General features: G+C 67.3%; 16 protein-coding genes and 1 pseudogene. 11 read left to right on the forward strand and 6 right to left on the reverse strand.

What is annotated here, in order from left to right:
* Window positions 1–66 precede the first annotated feature (66 nt).
* From lpxB to BKE09_RS04395, 5 genes and pseudogenes are all read left to right on the forward strand, one after another.
* Window positions 67–1,230 (forward strand): annotated as a pseudogene (gene lpxB, locus BKE09_RS04375) (lipid-A-disaccharide synthase); the annotation flags it as partial.
* Window positions 1,227–1,892 carry a ribonuclease HII gene (locus BKE09_RS04380; protein WP_075674932.1) on the forward strand — a complete coding sequence of 222 codons (666 nt, stop codon included), beginning with the start codon at window positions 1,227–1,229 and terminating at the stop codon, window positions 1,890–1,892. The pseudogene lpxB and the gene BKE09_RS04380, both read left to right, overlap by 4 nt.
* Before the next feature lie 267 nt (window positions 1,893–2,159).
* The gene (dnaE, locus tag BKE09_RS04385; protein ID WP_075674933.1) at window positions 2,160–5,750 is read left to right on the forward strand and encodes a DNA polymerase III subunit alpha; all 3,591 of its coding nucleotides are present in this window, start codon (window positions 2,160–2,162) and stop codon (window positions 5,748–5,750) included.
* Window positions 5,751–5,814: 64 nt separating this feature from the next.
* Window positions 5,815–6,684, forward strand: coding sequence for a hypothetical protein (locus tag BKE09_RS04390; RefSeq protein WP_075674934.1), 870 nt, complete (start codon window positions 5,815–5,817; stop codon window positions 6,682–6,684).
* A 113-nt stretch (window positions 6,685–6,797) separates the two neighbouring features.
* On the forward strand, window positions 6,798–7,757 hold the full coding sequence (locus tag BKE09_RS04395) for an acetyl-CoA carboxylase carboxyltransferase subunit alpha (protein ID WP_075674935.1): 960 nt from the start codon (window positions 6,798–6,800) through the stop codon (window positions 7,755–7,757).
* A 139-nt stretch (window positions 7,758–7,896) separates the two neighbouring features.
* Here BKE09_RS04395 and BKE09_RS04400 read toward each other — a convergent pair whose 3' ends face one another.
* Complete coding sequence (locus BKE09_RS04400; RefSeq protein ID WP_075674936.1) at window positions 7,897–8,352, reverse strand: CopD family protein; 456 nt, start codon at window positions 8,350–8,352, stop codon at window positions 7,897–7,899.
* A 149-nt stretch (window positions 8,353–8,501) separates the two neighbouring features.
* On the opposite strand from BKE09_RS04400, the gene BKE09_RS04405 reads away from it, so the two are divergent.
* Window positions 8,502–9,092: a class I SAM-dependent methyltransferase gene (locus tag BKE09_RS04405; protein ID WP_075674937.1), complete on the forward strand. Its 591-nt coding sequence runs from the start codon at window positions 8,502–8,504 to the stop codon at window positions 9,090–9,092.
* Window positions 9,093–9,185: 93 nt separating this feature from the next.
* Complete coding sequence (gene phaZ / locus BKE09_RS04410) at window positions 9,186–10,493, forward strand: polyhydroxyalkanoate depolymerase (protein WP_075674938.1); 1,308 nt, start codon at window positions 9,186–9,188, stop codon at window positions 10,491–10,493.
* 110 nt (window positions 10,494–10,603) lie between these two features.
* On the opposite strand, the gene BKE09_RS04415 is transcribed toward phaZ, so the two are convergent.
* A complete protein-coding gene (locus tag BKE09_RS04415; protein WP_075674939.1) occupies window positions 10,604–11,593 on the reverse strand; it encodes a sensor domain-containing protein in 990 nt (329 codons plus the stop codon).
* A complete protein-coding gene (locus BKE09_RS04420) occupies window positions 11,590–11,955 on the reverse strand; it encodes a PadR family transcriptional regulator (RefSeq protein WP_014036489.1) in 366 nt (121 codons plus the stop codon). Before BKE09_RS04420 ends, BKE09_RS04415 begins: the two co-directional genes overlap by 4 nt.
* A 136-nt stretch (window positions 11,956–12,091) precedes the next feature.
* Between BKE09_RS04420 and BKE09_RS04425 the strand changes: the two genes are divergently transcribed.
* Window positions 12,092–12,994: a peptidylprolyl isomerase gene (locus BKE09_RS04425; protein WP_075674940.1), complete on the forward strand. Its 903-nt coding sequence runs from the start codon at window positions 12,092–12,094 to the stop codon at window positions 12,992–12,994.
* A 582-nt stretch (window positions 12,995–13,576) separates the two neighbouring features.
* Here the strand turns inward: BKE09_RS04425 and BKE09_RS04430 are convergent.
* Window positions 13,577–14,449: a DMT family transporter gene (locus BKE09_RS04430; protein WP_075674941.1), complete on the reverse strand. Its 873-nt coding sequence runs from the start codon at window positions 14,447–14,449 to the stop codon at window positions 13,577–13,579.
* Between the two features lie 115 nt (window positions 14,450–14,564).
* Here BKE09_RS04430 and BKE09_RS04435 point away from each other — a divergent pair, with 115 nt between their 5' ends.
* On the forward strand, window positions 14,565–15,509 hold the full coding sequence (locus tag BKE09_RS04435) for a LysR substrate-binding domain-containing protein (RefSeq protein WP_014036486.1): 945 nt from the start codon (window positions 14,565–14,567) through the stop codon (window positions 15,507–15,509).
* A gap of 68 nt (window positions 15,510–15,577) precedes the next feature.
* Window positions 15,578–15,871, forward strand: a complete 294-nt coding sequence (locus BKE09_RS04440) for a hypothetical protein (protein ID WP_075674942.1) — start codon at window positions 15,578–15,580, stop codon at window positions 15,869–15,871.
* A gap of 31 nt (window positions 15,872–15,902) precedes the next feature.
* Here the strand turns inward: BKE09_RS04440 and BKE09_RS04445 are convergent, their stop codons facing one another.
* Window positions 15,903–16,682 carry a DUF4349 domain-containing protein gene (locus tag BKE09_RS04445; protein WP_170871725.1) on the reverse strand — a complete coding sequence of 260 codons (780 nt, stop codon included), beginning with the start codon at window positions 16,680–16,682 and terminating at the stop codon, window positions 15,903–15,905.
* Window positions 16,683–16,714: 32 nt separating this feature from the next.
* Window positions 16,715–17,071 carry a GFA family protein gene (locus BKE09_RS04450; protein ID WP_075674944.1) on the reverse strand — a complete coding sequence of 119 codons (357 nt, stop codon included), beginning with the start codon at window positions 17,069–17,071 and terminating at the stop codon, window positions 16,715–16,717.
* Between the two features lie 112 nt (window positions 17,072–17,183).
* On the opposite strand from BKE09_RS04450, the gene BKE09_RS04455 reads away from it, so the two are divergent.
* Window positions 17,184–18,992, forward strand: coding sequence for a DUF885 domain-containing protein (locus BKE09_RS04455; RefSeq protein ID WP_075674945.1), 1,809 nt, complete (start codon window positions 17,184–17,186; stop codon window positions 18,990–18,992).
* Window positions 18,993–19,039 lie beyond the last annotated feature (47 nt).

Genomic DNA, 19,039 nt, shown 5'->3' on the forward strand with positions numbered 1-19,039 from the left:
GGCGCCGCGGTGATCCCGCTGGCCTCGATGGCCGGCAGCGTTCCCGCGCAGCGGGTGCTCAGCGGGCGCCCGTTGCGGATCGCGCTGGTCGCCGGCGAAGCGTCCGGCGACCTGCTCGGTGCGGGCCTGGTGCGTGAACTGAAAGCGCGCTTCCCGAATGCCGAGTTCGCCGGTATCGGCGGCGATGCCATGCGCAGCGCCGGCTGCCAGACCTGGCACGATGCCAGCGAGCTGGCGGTGATGGGCCTGACCGAAGTACTGCGCCACCTGCCACGCCTGCTCAAGCTTCGTTCTGCGTTCCGCCAGCGTGCGCTGGAATGGCAGCCGGACGTGTTCATCGGCATCGACGCACCCGATTTCAACCTCGGCATCGAGCGCTGGCTGAAGCAGCGCGGCGTGCGCACCGTGCATTACGTCAGCCCCTCGGTCTGGGCCTGGCGCGAAAAACGCGCCGAGAAGATCGGCAGCAGTGCCGACCTGGTGCTGTGCCTGTTCCCGATGGAGCCGCCGATCTATGCCAGGCACGGCATCGATGCGCGCTTCGTCGGCCATCCGATGGCCGATGACATCCCGTTGCAGGGCAGCCGTGAGGAAGCACGCGCCGCGCTTGGCCTGCCGGCCTCGGCCAAGGTGCTGGCGGTGTTGCCGGGCAGCCGCCTGGGCGAGATCTCGCGCCTCGGTGAACCGTTCTTCGAGGCCGCCTGGCAGGTCTCCGAACACATCCCCGGCCTGCATGTGGTGGTGCCTGCCGCCAACCCCGCCTGCAAGCGCCTGATCGAAGAGCAGCTGTCACGCTCGGCATTGCCAGTCGCTTACTCGCACGTGCTGGACGGCCAGGCGCGCAACGCGATGGTCGCCGCCGACGTGGTGGTACTGGCCTCCGGCACCGCGACCCTGGAAGCGATGCTGGTGAAGCGGCCGATGGTGGTCGGATACCGCGTCAATGAACTGACCTATCGACTGGTCAAGGCGCTTGGCCTGATCAAGGTCGACCGCTTCGCCCTGCCCAACATCCTGGCTGGCCAGGACCTGGCACCGGAGCTGATGCAGCACGACTGCACGCCGGACAGGCTGGCCGCAGCCATCCAGCAGTGGTTCGACCACCCGCAGCGGGTGATCGACCTGCAGGACACCTACGTGCGCCTGCACGAGCGCCTGCGCCGCAACGCCTCGGCGCGCGCCGCCGACGCCGTCGGCGAGCTGCTGATGCGCGACCAGGCACAGGCATGAGCCGCCGCCACGCCGCGGCGGCCAGCCTGGCCCTGTTCGACGGTTCGGCCGTGGTCGAGCCGGAGCGCCTGGTCGCCGGCGTCGACGAGGCCGGCCGGGGCCCGCTGGCCGGACCGGTCGCTGTGGCCGCGGTGGTGTTCGACCCGTCCCGGCCACGGATCAACGGCCTGGATGACTCCAAGCAGCTGACTGCGGCGCGCCGCGAGCAGCTGCATGACCGCATCATCGAGCGCGCCCTGGCCTGGCATGTGGTGCTGGTGGACGTGGACACCATCGACCGCCTGAACATCTACCAGGCCACCCTGCAGGGCATGCGTGACGTTGTTGCAGCGGTCGCCCATGTGGCCGGCTTCGCCCGCATCGATGGCAACGTGGTGCCCAAGGGCCTGGTGCTGCCGGCGCAGGCGCTGGTCGGCGGCGATGGCATCGACCGCGCGATCATGGCCGCCTCGATCCTGGCCAAGGTCTCGCGCGACCGTTACATGCAGGACGTGCATACCCGCCACCCGCAGTACGGTTTCGAGCAGCACAAGGGCTACGGCACCCCGGCCCACCTGGCCGCCCTGCGCGAGCACGGCCCCTGCGTGGAGCACCGGCGCAGCTTCGCCCCGGTGCGTGAATGCCAGGAAGCGGCGCAGGCGGCCACCACCGCGATCGCCTGAACGGCTGCCGCAACCCCGCTGGGGAACAGTCCCCCTGAGTCAGGGGGACGCGTCCCTGGCGGGAGGGTGTGGAAGCGCGGTGAGACGGGGCCCGCGATTCGCCTGCGAACCACGGGCGGCGAGAGCGCGAATGCGATATCGCGTGCCGTCAAGAGCTTGTCGCCTCCCCCTGCCCTCGCTACCCTGACCGGGCACTCCAGCGCATCCCGACCCCGGCGACGATCTTCCGTCAGCACCCGGGGCCCGCGCGCTCCAACCTGGTCCGGCATGTCCAACTCCCGCTTCGTACATCTCCACGTCCACACCGAGTTCTCGCTGGCGGACTCGACCATCCGCGTGCCGGCCAAGCCCGACCAGGCGGACCCGAAGAAGGCCAAGCAGGCCAACCTGCTGTCGCGCTCGGTCGAACTCGGCCTGCCCGCGCTGGCGGTGACCGACCTCAACAACCTGTTCGCCCTGGTCAAGTTCTACAAGGCGGCCGAAGGCGTGGGCATCAAGCCGATCGCCGGCGCCGACGTGCTGATCGCCGAGGAAGGCCAGGACCCGTGGCGGATGACCCTGCTGTGCCGCGATCGCGAGGGCTACCTGAGCCTGTCGCGCCTGCTGACCCGCGCCTGGATGGAAGGCCATCGCCCGGAAGGCGGCGTGGCCGTGCACCCGGACTGGCTGAAGGCCGGCAACGCCAACCTGTTCGCGCTGGCCGGCCGGCAGAGCCTGGCCGGGCGCCTGGCGCTGGACGGCAAGCATGAACTGGCCGAGCAGCAGCTGGCCGACTGGCAGCGCGTGTTCGGCGATGGCCTGCACCTGGAGCTGACCCGCACCGGCCGCGAGGGCGAGGAAACCTTCAACCAGTTCGCGCTGATGGCCGCCGGCCAGCGCGGCCTGCCGGTGGTGGCCAGCAACGACGTGCGCTTCCTGTCGCCGTCGGACTTCAGCGCGCACGAAGCGCGCGTGTGCATTTCCACCGGCCGCGTGCTGGACGACCCCAAGCGCCCGCGCGAATACAGCGACCAGCAGTACCTGAAGTCGGCCGAGGAGATGTGTGCGCTGTTCGCCGACATTCCCGATGCGATCGACAACACGCTGGCGCTGGCCGAGCGCTGCAACATCGAGATGCGGCTGGGCACCTACTTCCTGCCCAACTACCCAGTGCCGGACGACGAGACCCTGGACACCTGGATCCAGAAGATGTCGCGCGACGGCCTGGAAGAGCGCCTGGAGAAGAATCCGCTGGCGCCGGGCAAGACCCGCGAAGAGTATTTCGAGCGCCTGGAATTCGAGCTCAACACCATCATCAAGATGGGTTTCCCGGGCTACTTCCTGATCGTGGCCGACTTCATCCAGTGGGGCAAGAACCAGGGCATTCCGATCGGCCCCGGCCGTGGTTCGGGTGCCGGTTCGCTGGTGGCGTGGGCGCTGAAGATCACCGATCTGGATCCGCTGCCGTACAACCTGCTGTTCGAGCGATTCCTCAATCCCGAACGCGTGTCGATGCCCGACTTCGACATCGACTTCTGCATGGACCGCCGCGACGAGGTGATCGACTACGTCGCACGCAAGTACGGGCGCGAGCGCGTCAGCCAGATCATCACCTACGGCACCATGGCCGCCAAGGCGGTGGTGCGCGACTCCGGCCGCGTGCTCGGTTTCCCGTACGGCCTGGTCGACGGCGTTTCCAAGCTGATCCCGAACATCCTCGGCATCCACCTGAAGGATGCGCTGGGCAAGGGCAAGGAAGGCCCGAGCTCTGAGATGGCGTCGGCCGAACTGATCCAGCGCTACGAGACCGAGGACGATGTCCGCGACCTGATCGATCTGGCGCTGCAGCTGGAAGACCTGACCCGCAACGCCGGCAAGCATGCCGGTGGCGTGGTGATCGGTCCCGAGCCGCTGAGCGAGTTCTGCCCGCTGTACGCCGAACACGACGAGAACGGCCTCGGCAAGAACCCGGTCACCCAGTTCGACAAGAACGACGTGGAAGAAGTGGGCCTGGTGAAGTTCGACTTCCTTGGCCTGCGCACGCTGACCATCATCGACTGGGCGGTGAAGGCGATCAACAAGCGCCATGAGCGCGCCGGCATTCCGCCGGTGGACATCGCCGCGATCCCGCTGGACGACACGCCCACCTACAAGGACATCTTCGCCAACGGCAATACCGGCGCGGTGTTCCAGTTCGAATCCTCGGGCATGCGCCGCCTGCTGAAGGATGCGCGCCCCGACCGTTTCGAAGACCTGATCGCGCTGGTGTCGCTGTACCGACCCGGCCCGATGGACCTGATTCCCTCCTTCAACGCGCGTAAGCACGGCCAGGAAGAAATCATCTATCCCGATCCGCGCACCGAAGCGATCCTGAAGGACACCTACGGCATCATGGTGTACCAGGAGCAGGTGATGCAGATGGCGCAGATCGTCGGCGGCTACTCGCTGGGCGGCGCCGACCTGCTGCGCCGCGCGATGGGCAAGAAGGTGCCGGCGGAAATGGCCAAGCACCGCGAGATCTTCCGCGAAGGCGCGGCCAAGGACGGCGTGGACGAGGCCAAGGCCGATGCGATCTTCGACCTGATGGAGAAGTTCGCCGGTTACGGCTTCAACAAGTCCCACGCCGCCGCCTATGCGCTGGTCAGCTACCAGACCGCCTGGCTGAAGCGCCACTACCCGGCCGAGTTCATGGCCGCCACGCTGTCTTCCGACCTCGACAACACCGACAAGGTGGTCGGCTTCCTCGACGAGGTGCGCAACCTCGGCCTGACCGTGCTGCCGCCGAAGGTGAACCAGTCCGCCTTCATGTTCGAGGCGGTGACGCCTGACACCATCCAGTACGGCCTGGGCGCGATCAAGGGCGTCGGCCAGGGTGCCTGCGAAGCGGTGGTCGACGAACGCCTGAAGGGCGGCGAGTACAAGAACCTGCTCGACTTCTGCACTCGCGTCGGTTCGGCCAAGCTCAACCGGCGCACGCTGGAAGCGATGATCAACTGCGGCGCACTGGATGAGCTCGGCCACAACCGCGCCTCGCTGATGCTGCAGCTGCCTGAGGTGATCAAGGCCACCGACCAGATGGCGCGCGAACGTGCGTCGGGCCAGAACTCGCTGTTCGGCGGCCCCGACCCGAGCGCGACCACGATCCAGCTGGACCTGCCCGAAGCCGAGGAGTGGCCGCTGTTGCAGCGCCTCAATGGCGAGCGCGACACGCTGGGCTTCTACCTCAGCGGCCACCCGTTCGACCCCTGGCGCGACGACGTGCGCGACCTGGTCGGCAACGACCTGGGCGCGGTGGAGAAGATCTGGAGCGCCAACAGCGGTGGCGGTGGTGGCGGCGAAAAGCGCTGGCGCCCGGAAGTGCAGACCGTGCTGGCCGGCCAGGTGGTCGGCGTGCGCCGCAAGGGTGAGAGCCAGATCTTCATCCAGCTCGAGGACGGCCGTGGCCGCGTCGAGTGCAGCGCGTTCTCCGACGCGATGGCCGAATTCGGCCACCTGATGACCAAGGACCGCATCCTGGTGGTCAAGGGTGGCCTGCGCGAGGACGAATTCAACGGCGGCTTCGCGCTGCGCATCCGCCAGTGCTGGGACTTCGACGAAGTCTGCGCCAACTACGCCACGCGGCTGTCGCTGCGCCTGGACCTGCGCCAGCAGCGCCCGGTCTGGGAGCGCATCGACGCCCTGCTCGACCGCCATCGCCCCGGGCGAACGCCGCTGCGCCTGGACCTGCTGCTGAAGGGGCCGCACGGTGGCGTCGCCGGCATGCTCGATGTGTCCGGGCAGAGCGCGGTGCGCATCGATTCCAAGCTGATGGAGGCGCTGCGCGCCGACCCGGCCGTGCGCACGTTGAAGGTGCGCTACAGCCCGCCCTGGGCCAGCTGAGGCTGGCTCCCTGGTTTTCCTGTCCCCCCTGTTTCCCCGTTCCAAGTATCAAGGACGATTGCCGATGAAGACCCTGCTGTTCCCGTTCGCTGCCGCACTGGCCCTGGCCGCCTGCTCCCCGTCGAAGATCGAGTTCCAGATCGACAACCCGACCGACACGCCGCTGGCGCTGAGCATCGACGGCCAGGACCTGCCGGTGGCCGCGCAGGGTTCGCGCCCGGTCTCGCTGGCCATCGGCGAACATCGCCTGCATACCGACAAGCTCGGTGATGTGCGCTTCATCGTCTACGTCGACGGTCGTGGCGGGCTGATCAACCCGACCCTCAGCGAGTACGTGATCGCCCGTGAGATCTATGTCACCGACGAAAGCAAGGTGAAGAACTTCGGCGTCGGCAATTCCGGTATCCAGCTGGGCGGCGTCGACTTCGAAGGCCCGTTCGAGAAGAGCCACGCACTGTTCATCGACAAGACCTGGACCTACGGCGTGCGCGAACCGTTCCCGAAGGAAAAGGTGGTCGCCCACGTTGATTCCAGCGGCGGCCAGATCGTGGCCAAGGTGTTCACCGCGCCGGATTTCATCGCCTACGTGGAAGAAGGCATGGGCGAGCCCGGCGCCTTCAAGCGCGAGCAGCCGGCCGGCTACGTGGCCCCGGTGTTCAGCCTGGAACCGGCCCCGGCCAGCCTGCCGGCGCTGGTGCCGGCCTTCGAGGCGCATGCCGCGCCGCTGCGCGAGGTCTATGCGCGCTGGCTGAAGGCCACCACCGCCGATGAACAGAAGGCCCTGCGCAAGCAGGACTTCGCCGCGCAGATGGCCTTCACCTCGGCCACCGCCAGCCTGGGCGGCAACCTGGGCCGGGAGGCCAACGAGGCCTACAACGACTTCGTCTCCCAGCGCAGCCAGCTGATGGGCCGCAGCGCCCTGGTGGTGCCCTGAGCTGACTGGCGCCCCCTGCGCGGCTGCGCTACCGTCGCCTTCCAGACGAAGGCGTACGGGTGGTTTGCACGCATTCGGCTAGAATTCCCCCCTTCTTTACACGACGGCTTCCGATGAATCCGAACTACCTCGACTTCGAGCAACCCATCGCCGACCTGGAAGCCAAGATCCAGGAACTGCGCAACGCCAGTGCCGGGCCGGCGGTCAATGTCGAGGCGGAAGTGCATGCGCTGCAGGACAAGCTGCGCGTGCGCACCGCGCAGATCTTCCGCAACCTGACCTCGTGGCAGGTGCTGCAGCTCGCCCGCCACCCGTCGCGTCCGTATACCGCCGACTACATCCGCATCATCTGCGATGAGTTCCAGGAACTGGCCGGTGACCGTGCCTTCGCCGACGACAAGGCCATCATGGGCGGCCTGGCGCGCATCAACGGCCGCGCGGTGATGGTGATCGGCCACCAGAAGGGCCGTGACACCAAGGAAAAGATCAAGCGCAACTTCGGCATGCCCAAGCCGGAGGGCTACCGCAAGGCGCTGCGCCTGATGAAGATGGCCGAACGCTTCGGCCTGCCGGTGCTGACCCTGATCGACACGGCCGGCGCCTGGCCGGGCATCGACGCCGAATCGCGCGGCCAGTCCGAAGCGATCGCGCGCAACCTGATCGAGATGGCCGAACTGAAGGTGCCGATCATCTGCACCGTGATCGGTGAAGGCGGCTCCGGCGGCGCGCTGGCGCTGGGCGTGGGCGACCGCACCGTGATGCTGGAGTATTCGGTGTACTCGACCATCACCCCGGAAGGCTGCGCCTCGATCCTGTGGAAGGATGCCGGCAAGGCCAAGGATGCCGCCGAACAGCTGGGCCTGACCGCGCCACGCCTGAAGAGCCTGGGCCTGGTCGACAAGGTCGTGCGCGAGCCAACCGGTGGCGCCCACCGCAACCCGACGCAGATGGCCAAGCGCCTGAAGGCCGTGCTGCTGAACGAACTGGACGCGCTGGAAAAGCTGTCCACCGGGCAGCTGCTGGAGCAGCGTTACACCCGTCTGCGCAGCTACGGCACGTACGAAGCAGCCTAAGCCCGGTAGTGCCGGCCGCTGGCCGGCAACACGCAGGTGATTGCAGAAACGAAAGAGCCGGGCAGATGCCCGGCTCTTTCGTTTGCGCCCTGGCGGCATCCACGCATGGCGTGGATCTACCGGGTACAGATGACCCCACTCAGAACGGCTTGGCCAGCACCAGCCACACGATCGGAATGAACGCCAGCAGCGGGATCTCGTTGATCCAGCGCAGCGCGCGCGACGACGGCAGCGCCCTGCCCTTGGCCACGCCCTTCAGCAGCCGCCCGATCCAGATGAAATACGCCAGCAACACCACGACCAGCCCCAGCTTGGCATGCAGCCAACCGGCACCGCCCGGGGCGACCATGGTCGGGAAGTCCGGAATGACCTTGTAGCCCAGCCACAGCACCAGCCCGAGCAGGAATGCCAGCCCCAACATCGAGTGGCCGAAGCGGTACAGGCGCAGGCCCATCAGCTGCAGGCGCTCGGTCACCGCCGGCTGGCCTGCGGTCTCGGCCAGGTTGACCAGGATGCGCGGCAGGTAGAACACCGTGGCCATCCACGCCACCACGAACACGATGTGGAAGGTCTTGACCCAGTAGTAGCTCTGCATGCGCTCGCTCCGGCGGCTGGCGTAGGTTGGCCGTCATTCTCGCATGCCATGGCAAGGGGGCCGCAGGCACGCACGCCGCGACACATCGACGCATGGCGCGCCGCAACACCGTACGATAGGCGCCGTTTTCCCCGATCGCGCACCGCCCCATGGACAAGACCTACGACGCCGCCTACTTCCAACGCTGGTACCGCCGTGCCGACATCGGCGGCAGCGCCCGCCTGGCGCGCAAGGTCGCGTTGGCCGTGGCCAGTGCCGAGTACTACCTGGAGCGACCGATCCGCAGCGTGCTGGATATCGGCTGCGGCGAAGGCGCCTGGCGCGCGCCGCTGCTGAAGCTGCGTCCGAAGGTCGAATACCTCGGCTTCGACAGCAGCGAGTACGCTGTGCGCCGCTACGGCAGGACCCGCAACCTGCACCTGGCCAGCTTCGGCGATTTTGCCTGGCTGCGGCCCTGTGCCCCGGTCGACCTGCTGATCTGCTCGGACGTGATGCATTACGTGCCCGACCGCGAGCTGCGCGCCGGTCTGGCCGGCGTGGCCGAGCTGACCGGCGGCGTGGCCTTCCTGGAGACCTTCGCCGCCGAGGACGAGTTCGAGGGCGACCATGACGGCTTCCAGGCCCGCCCGGCGCGCTGGTACCGCCGCACGCTGGCCCGGCACGGCCTGCAGCCGGCAGGGTCGCACTGCTGGCTCGGCCCCGTCCTGGCAGGCGATGCGGCCGCGCTGGAACGGATGTGAATCCGGATTCATTATTTTCATCCGACTTAACCTGCGGGACACCCGGATGGGATATGCTGCGCGGCAACATATGACCATACATATTCGGTCGTCATGCTCTATCAACTGCACGAACTGACCCGCAACCTGCTCGCCCCTTGGGTGCACCAGGCCCAGGCCAACGCCAAATTCTTCGCAAACCAGGGCCACTGGTGGTCGCAGATGCCCGGTGCTGATCGCCTGGCGGCGGTCAATGAACTCTTCCATCGCATCGGCAAGGATTACGAGAAGCCCGAGTGGGGCATCAACGAAATCGACGTCGATGGCGAGCGCGTGCCGATCGTCGTGCACGAGGAAGTGAGCAAGCCGTTCTGCAAGCTGCTGCGCTTCAAGCGCCACAGCAATGAAGCCGACCAGCTGCACACCATGCTCAACCAGCCGTTCGTGCTGGTGGTGGCGCCGCTGTCCGGCCACCATGCCACGCTGCTGCGCGATACCGTGCGCACCCTGCTGCGCGACCACCGCGTGTACGTCACCGACTGGGTCGATGCGCGCATGGTGCCGGCCGGCGAAGGCGAGTTCGGCCTGGACGACTACATCGCCTACATCCAGGAGTTCATCCGCCACCTTGGCGTGGAGCGCCTGCACGTGGTCAGCGTGTGCCAGCCGACCGTGCCGGTACTGGCTGCGGTTTCGCTGATGGCCAGCCGTGGCGAACCGACGCCGCGCACACTGGTGATGATGGGCGGCCCGATCGATGCACGCTGCAGCCCGACCGCAGTGAACAACCTGGCCACGCAGAACCCGCTGTCGTGGTTCGAGAACAACGTCATCCACACCGTGCCGGCCAGCTATCCCGGCGCCGGCCGCCGCGTGTACCCGGGCTTCCTGCAGCACGCCGGGTTCCTGTCGATGAACCCGAGCCGCCACTTCAGCTCGCACTGGGATTTCTACACCGACCTGGTCAAGGGCGACCTGGAAGACGCCGACGCGCACCGTCGTTTCTACGACGAGTACAACGCGGTGCTGGACATGCCGGCCAAGTATTACCTCGATACCATCCGCGTGGTGTTCCAGGACTTCCTGCTGCCGCGTGGCGAGTGGGTGGTCAACGGCGAGAAGGTCGATCCGTCGGCGATCCGCGATACCGCGCTGCTGAGCATCGAAGGCGAGCTGGACGACATCGCCGGCCTCGGCCAGACCGAAGCCGCGCAGGCGCTGTGCACCGGTATCGCGGCTGACCGCCGCGAGCATTTCATCGTCGAAGGTGCTGGCCATTACGGCATCTTCAGCGGCCGCCGCTGGCGCGAGGTGGTGTACCCGAAGGTGCGCGACTTCTTCGCCGCACATGCCGAAGCCCCGGCGGCGAAGGCCACGAAGAAGAAGAGCAACGTGACCCCGTTGCGCCGCAAGGCGGGGTAATGCCCCGCCCGGGGTCGGATCCCTTTCCAACGGAAAGGGCTCTGACCCCAGCATGATGGGATCCGGGGTCAGAGCCCTGTTCTGCGAACAGGGATCCGACCCCTGGCCTGTTACAACCGCACCAGCAGATTCTTGGCGATCAGCCCGTGCAGCTTGCCGATGCCGCGCGCCAGGTGCATCGTCAGCAGCAGCAGCAACGCGCCCACGGCGGCAACCACGATCGCTACCAGCGGCGAGGCCGCCATCGGCAGCACGTTCACGCCGTCGACGTAGACGCCCGGAATGTCGCCGCTGAAGATCGCCGCGACCGGCGCCCAGATCAGGCCCAGGGACAGTGACAGCAGCGTCACCGCGATGGTGAAGTAGATGACGCCCAGCGGCAGCATCAGCACGAAGTACAGCAGGGTCAGCCAGGTGCGGCCGTCAGTGAACATGTCGCCGATGCGCTGCAGCCACGTGCGGCTGCGGTCGGTGTAACGCGGGCGGCGCGGCATGCGTTCGCCCAGCAGTGCTTCCACCAGCCGCCCTTCCAGCAGCGCCAGCCCGCGCACCGAGCCGAAGAACAGCACGGTCAGCGGAATGCCGATGATCAGGATCAGCAGGCCCAGCGACAATGACAGGCCGGTCACCACCCAGGTGAAGAAGAAGATGCCGGTGGCCAGCGACAGCAGCATGTAGAACAGCGCGCCGTAGGTATGCGGATCGGTCACCACGCCAAAGAAGCGCGCCAGCAGCGAACGCTGCACCGGCGCCGGCGGCGGTGCAGCCGGCTCGACGCCACTGGCTTCGGCCGCTGCGCGCAGCACCGGCGCAGTATCCGCGCGCGGCGTGCGCAGCGCGCGGTTCACCGTCACTTCGGTCTCGCGGTAGATCTCGGCCACTTCGTCCGGCGCGCCATAGCTGCCGGCAACGTCGGCGATCACCTCGGCCTCGCTGCGGCCGGGCTGCGCCGCCAGCTCCGAACGCAGGTACTCCTCGGCGTCGTACAGCGCGTCCTGCACCATCGCCGGATCGGCGCCTTCCAGCGCCGCGTGCAGCTGCGCCAGGTACTGCGGAATGGTGGTCGGCAGGGCACGGCCTGCCAGGCTCGGGTCGTTCATTGCGGTACCCCCTCCAACACGGAATCGACGGAATCGCGGGTGGCCTGCCAGGCCTGGCGCCACTGCGCCAGCACGTCGCGGCCACGTTCGTTGATGCGGTAGTAGCGCCGCGGCGGCCCGCTGCTGGACGGCTCCACATGGCTTTCCAGCAGACCGGCGCCCTCCAGGTTGCGCAGCACCGGGTACAGCGCGCTCTGCTTGCCGCTCAGCACGCCCTCGCCCACCCGCTCCAGCTCCTTGGCAATGAGGTACCCGTACAGCGGCTCGCCGGCCCGGGCCAGCACCGCCAGCAGGGCCAGCGACACCGTCCCGGCGCTGAGCTCCTTCTGGAACTTCTTCAGCTGGACATCGTCCTCGGACATGGCCGGCCCTCCACTACGTTGAAGTCCACAATAGTGCGAAGTTCGGTATAGCGAATGTGTCGTTAGTCATCGTGCCGGTTGGCGTGGCTGGGCGGCTCGCGCAGAATCGAAGCCTCGTTCATGTTCCGGGGTTCCCATGCCGCACCGTCGTCGCCTTGCCCTGACCGCCCTCGCCCTGTCCTGCCTGCTGCCCGCCATGGCCAGTGCGGCCACGCCCTACCGCAGCCCGCAGCAGATCCTCGACGCGTCGGCGGCCAGCGACTGGCGCACCCCGGACCCGGCCAACCTGCTGTACATGGACCTGCCGGCCGGGCGGGTGATCATCGAACTGGCACCGCAGTTCGCCCCGCGCCATGTCGCCAACATCCAGACCTTCGCCCACGAGCACTTCTGGGACGGCACCAGCATCTACCGTTCGCAGGACAACTTCGTGGTGCAGTTCGGTGATGCCGACGCCGATGACGCGGCCAAGGCCAAGCCGTTCGGCAGTGCCGCGCGCAAGCTGCCGGCTGAATTCGAACGCGCCAGCGCCGGCCTGAAGGTCAGCGTGCTGCCGGATCGCGACGGCTGGGCCGCGCAGACCGGTTTCGTCGACGGCTTCCCGGTCGGCCAGGACCCGCAGGCCGGCAAGGCCTGGCTGGCGCATTGCTACGGCATGCTCGGCGCCGGCCGCAGCAACGAGGAAGACAGCAGCATCGGTGCCGAACTGTACGTGGTGACCGGGCAGTCGCCGCGCCAGCTGGACCGCAACATCACCCTGGTCGGCCGCGTGCTCAAAGGCATGGAACTGCTCAGTGCAACCCCGCGCGGCCCGGCGCCGATGGGCTTCTACACCGACCCGAAGCTGCGTACGCCGATCGTGTCGATCCGCCGTGCCAGCGACGTGCGGGCAGCCGAGCGCACGCCGATCCAGGTGCTGCGCACCGATTCGAAGACCTTCGCCGATACGGTGGAGGCACGCCGCAATCGCGTGGATGATTTCTACAAGCGCCCGGCGGGGCATATCGATCTCTGCAATGTTCCGGTGCCGGTGCGGTGATGGTTTCCGCACGTTACGCGTGCTGAAGGTGCTTCATCGTTCATGGGCGTTACTTTTCTTTGTACGCAAAGAAAAGTAACCAAAAGAAACGTTCCGCCGGCCGCGAGCCGGTGCTACGCACCGGTGCCCTGCGCTCCTCGGCCCGTCGAGGGACGGCGCGGGAACTCGCTGCGCTCAGACACCCGCGCCTCTTCGCCCTCGCCGGACCTGCGGTGCTCGGCTCGCTCAAGGCGGACTGGGAGGTCAAGATCAACGGCAAAGGCATCCACGCATGGCGTGGATCTACTGGGTGCAGCTGTGGCCTTTGATCTGGGTCCGCCTTGCGTGAGCCGAGCATCGCAGGGGAATCAGGGGCGAAGAGGTGCCGATGTCCTGTAGAGCCGACTGTTAGTCGGCTGACTTCTGCGCACCGTCCCCTGATCCACCGAGAAGCGCAGGGGACCGGTGTGGAGCACCGGCTCGCGACCTGGCGGCGTGTTTCTTTGGTTACTTTCTTTGCACGAGCAAAGAAAGTGACACCTCTCCGCAGGCGCGGAAAAGACCTGCCGGGCAGCGCCCGGCACTACCAGTGCTTCGGCACCCTCAGCCCTTCTGACTCACCGCCACGCTACCCAGAATCAACGCACCCGCAATCAACATCTGCAGCGTCACCGGCTCGCCCAGGAACAACCACGCGAAGGCCGCACCAAACAGCGGGATCAGGTACGTCACCGTAGATGCACGCGACGGTCCGATACGCCCGATCAGGCGGTAGAACATCAGGAACGCCAGGCCGGTACAGGCCACGCCCAGGGCAATCGCTGCGCCCCAGGCCTTGGCCGGAATCGCCACCTGCGGCCAGTGACTCACCGCCATCGGCAGCATCCACAGCGAGGCACACGACAGCGTTGCCGCCGCAGCTGCCGCCGACGGCAGGCCGGTCATGTGCCGCTTCACCAGGTTCACGCCCAGGCCGTACAGCAGCGACGCAGCGGCGCCGGCGAGTACGGCGGTGCCGATGCTCAGGCCCGAGACCTTGGCCGTGGCCAATACCACTACACCGGCAAAGCCGACCAGCAGCGCGCCCGCACGGCGCATGCCGATCTTCTCGCCGAAGAACAGGAAGGCGATCAGCGCGGCGAACAGCACGGTCATCGCATTGCAGATCGCACCGATCGCGGCCGGTGCCTGTTCGGCGGCATAGGCGAACAGCACGAACGGCAGCGCCGAGTTGATCAGGCCGATCGGTGCCAGCCACAGCCAGCGCCGCGGCGGGAACTGTGCGCGGGCACGCCACAGGAACGGCAGCAGCACCAGCGCGCCCAGCACCAGTCGCACCTCGACCAGGGCGAACGGGCCGAACGACGGCACCGCTACCCGCATGAACAGGAACGAGCAGCCCCAGATGGCGCCCAGCAGGGTCAATTCCAGCGGTGTGCGCCAGTCGCGCTCGGCCGCCTGTGGGACCGCATTCATGCCCTGCCTCCGTCCATCGTCTGTTCCTCGCCAAGGCAGACAGGATCGGGCGCAGACGCCTGCCGCACAAGCGCGTAGTATCGCTGCCAGCCACAAATATGGTTTGAGGCTGGACATGCAGCTACGCCCTTCCCTGCTCCCCGCACTGGCCGTGTTCGCGGTTGCAGCGCGCCACCAGAACTTCGCCCAGGCCGCCCAGGAGCTGCACCTGACCGCCAGCGCGGTCAGCCATCACGTGCGCCGCCTGGAGGAGGTGCTGGAGACCCGGCTGTTCCTGCGCCATGCCCGCGGCGTGCGCCTGACCGCCGAGGGCCGGCAGCTGGCCGACGCCGCCAGCGCGGCCTTCACCGATGTCGCGGCGGTCGCCCACCATCTGCACCCGGATGCGGACAGCGTGCCGTTGCGGATCACCACGCTGCGCTCGCTGTCGTACTGCTGGCTGCTGCCGCGGTTGCCGCGTTTCACCCAGGCCCATCCACACATCCGCATCGAGCTGCATACCGGCAGCGGCCTGGACCGCTACGACGACAACGGTCCGGAGGTCGGCATCCGCTACGGCCTGGGCCAATGGCCGGGCCTGCGTGCGCAGCACCTGATGGATGACTACCTGTTCCCGGTGGCCTCACCGGCGCTGGCCGGGGTCGAAACGCTGGTCGATCCGGCGCGCATCGCTGACCTGCCGCTGCTGACCGACCTTTCGCCACAGGGCTGGCGTGACTGGTTCCGTCATGCCGGCGTGCGCCCGCCCTCGCCGCTGCCGCCGATGCATACCTTCGCCGACAGTACCGATGCGATGCGTGCCGCGGTGTACGGCATGGGCGCGGTGCTGGCACGCACCCACATCGCACAGCCCTACCTGCAACGCTACGAGGTGGTGCGCCTGCCCGGCCCGGCGCTGAAAGCGCGCTACGCGTATCACGTGGTGCATGCCGAAGGACAACCGCCGAGCCACGCCGCGCGCCTGTTCATCGACTGGTTGCTGGAGCAGGCGCAGGACGAACGCACGCCGATTCCCGCGTTGCCGGAAAGCCTGCTCGGGCGCCCGGCCACGCACGGCTGACTACGCCCTCACCCGTTCTTTGCTTCACGCTGGCTAGGCTGCAGGCAACCCCACACCGTATTGACGCCATGGCCATGCTGCGACTGCGCATCACCGGAACCGAAGGCGACGCCCGCGCGATCAGCGACCTGCTGCTCGGCCTGGATGGCATCGAACATGTCGAGGAAACCGACGACCTGATGCCGCACATGGACGACGACGATTCCAGTTCTGCCGGGCTGTCCGATGACATCGGCCCGGGCATCCACGAACTGGAAGTGGAAGTCGGCAATGAAAGCACCGCGCAGAAGGTGCGCGATGCGGTGCAGGAGCTGGCACTGGAGCTGGACGTGTTCGTCGAGTACGAGACCGACGAGGGTTGATGCCGGCGGGTTGCCGGCATCAACCTTCACCTCAGAGGCTGGGCGGCAGCGTGCGGCGGCGGCGACGCCACCACGCCCGCACACCCCAGGCTGCGATCAGGGCGAGCACCGCCACCGGCAGCAGCGCGGCCGCGGCGCGGATCAGGAACGCAATACTGGTGCTGAGGATGCTGCCCGATTCGCTCAGCGCCTCACCGATCTCGCTGCGGCTGCGCTGGCCCGAGGTGGTGTCGAAGTGGATCGTCACCAGCTGGGTATCGATGCGCCGGCGCTGCTGGGCGGCATCCTTGTTGGCCTGCTCGACGCCCGCTTCGATCTCCGACAGGCGCGTGGTGATCGCCATCAGGTCTTCGATCTTCAGGTCCTTGCGGTCCTGGTAGGACAGCAGCCGCGCATGTTCCTTCTCCAGCCGCGCCTTGGTCAGTGCCGTATCGGCCACGGCTTGCGCGAGATCTTCGGCGCGCGTGTTGCGCGACTGCAGTTTTCCACCTTCACCGGCCATCGCGATCAACGGCTCGGCGCCCTTCGGCGCGATGCGCACCTTGACCTCGCCGCTGGGCTGCTCGCCGCTGCGCTGGTCAACCTGCAGCACCGCACAGTCGCCGAACTTCGCACTCTGGCAGGCCTGTGCGATCTGATGGATGCGCGGTGCGATCTGCGCTGCCTCCAGCTGCACCTGCACGTCATGTTCGTAGGCGAGGAACGCGCCTTCCGGCGACGCGACAGCGGCATCGGCCGCAGTGGCACCGGCCTCTGCCGCGCGCTCGCCGTTCCTGGCACAGGCCGCCAATGCCAGCAGCAGTACCGGCATCGCTATCACGCGTGTCCACGCACGCACCGGCCTCACAGAGCGGCCCCGTTGTAGGAGGTCACCGAAAGACCGGCCAGGTCGACCTGCGGCACGCAGCGCACGTTCACCGCCACCATCGGCGTACCGGTGCGCGGGTCGACCGCTTCGCTGTACGGCGCGACGCCGCACTCGCGGCAGTGGTGATGATCGATGTGCGCCTTGTTGAAATGATAGGTGGCCACGTCCGCCGGATCGGTGGTCAGCTGGAACGCCTCACGCGGCGCGAACCACAGCAGGCTGCCGCGGCGGCGGCACATCGAGCAGTTGCAGTCGATGACGTCGCTGATCGGCGTCTCGGCCTGTACGGTGAATGCGATCCTGCCGCAATGGCAGCTTCCCTGGTATTCCATGTCCTGCGCTCCGCTGGAGAGTCCCTGTCTGCGCCCATGGTAATCCTATGGCACGGGGACAAAGCAGCCCCGGGGGCCTATGCTCGGGGTTTGACCCTGTACAGGAACGCCGATGCGCCCGCATCTTCTTGCCCTCGCCCTGGTCGCCGCCCTGGCCGGTTGCCAGCCGGCCGACGCCCCGACCAACGGTTCCACCCCGGCCGCCAGCCAGCAGGCCGGTGACGCGGCGGTCGATGCCGCCTTCGCCGACCTGTCCAAGCGCGCCCTGGACACCTGGATGCAGCTCTCGCCGGTCAGCGCCACCCAGATCGGTGACCACCGCTACGACAGCGAGCTGGACGACCTGAGTGCCGCCGGCCAGCAGAAGACCGTGGCCGCCTACAAGGCATTGCTGGGCGAACTGGACAAGATCGAGGTGGCCAAGCTGGGCCGCGAGAACCAGGTGGACGCAGCGATCCTGCGCAACCAGCTGCAGTCGGAAATCTGGAACGCCGAAGTACTGCAGTCCGGCAAGTGGGACCCGCAGCTGTACAACGGCATCGCCGGCAGCGCGATCTACGGCCTGATGGCCCGCGAGTTCGCGCCGCTGCCGGAGCGCCTGAAGTCGGCCACCGCGCGCATGGAAAAGCTGCCGGCGATCTTCGCCCAGGCCCGCGAGAACTTGGATCCGGCCCGCGTGCCGAAGATCCATGCCGAGACGGTGGCCAAGCAGAACAAGGGCATCCTCAGCATCGTCGATACCTTCATCACCCCGCACATCGGTGAACTCCCGCAGGCCGACCAGCAGCGCCTGCAGGCCGCCATCGACGGCCTGAAGAAGGCCGTGGACGAACAGCAGACCTGGCTGGACAAGACCCTGGTGCCGAATGCCAAGGGCGACTTCCGCATCGGTGCGGAAAAGTACGACCAGAAGCTGAAGTTCGCGCTGAGCTCCTCGCTGTCGCGCCAGGAGATCGGTGAGCGTGCACGCGCCGAACTCAAGCGCGTACGCGAAGACATGTACGGCATCGCGCAGACCGTGCTGAAGGACAAGCCGGGTGCGCCGGAAATGCCGGCCCAGCCGACCGACGAGCAGCAGCAGAAGGCAATCGAGGCCGCACTGGAACTGGCCTACGCCGACAAACCGGCGCGCGACAAGGTGGTCGACGACGCCAAGGCCGCGCTGGAGCAGTCCACCGCGTTCGTGCGCGAGCACGACCTGGTGACCCTGCCCGATGCGCCGGTGGACATCATCCTGATGCCGGAATTCCAGCGTGGCGTGGCCGTGGCCTACTGCGATTCGCCGGGCCCGCTGGACAAGAACCTGAAGACCTTCTACGCCGTGTCGCCGATTCCGGACGACTGGAACGAGAAGCAGGTCGACTCGTTCCTGCGCGAATACAACTCGCGCATGATCCACCTGCTGAGCATCCACGAAGGCACCCCGGGCCACTACCTGGAAGGCTGGCATTCGGCCAAGTTCCCCTCCACCCTGCGTGCGGTGCTGCGTTCGGGCCTGTTCGCCGAAGGCTGGGCGGTCTACACCGAGCGCATGATGCAGGAGCAGGGTTACCTCAACAACGACCCGCTGTTCCACCTGGTGCAGCTGAAGTTCTACCTGCGCACGATCTCCAACGCGATCCTCGACCAGGGCGTGCACGTGGACAACTGGGATCGCGAGAAGGCGATGCACCTGATGACCCACGACGCGTTCCAGCAGGAAAGCGAAGCCTCGGGCAAGTGGGTGCGCGCGCAGCTGACCTCGGCGCAGCTGCCGACCTACTTCGTCGGTGCGCAGGAACACTTCGACACCCGCAAGGCGGTGCAGGAAAAGCTGGGCGACAAGTTCAACCTGAAGGCGTACCACGACCAGGTACTGTCCTACGGCGCACCGCCGGTGCGTTTCGCACGCCAGCTGATGCTGGACCAGCCGATCGAGTGATCGGCTGCGGGGCTGAATGCCCCGCGGCTCTGGCAGCACCTCACGGC

It is taken from the genome of Stenotrophomonas sp. TD3 (assembly GCF_001939825.1).
Taxonomy (GTDB): Bacteria; Pseudomonadota; Gammaproteobacteria; order Xanthomonadales; family Xanthomonadaceae; genus Stenotrophomonas.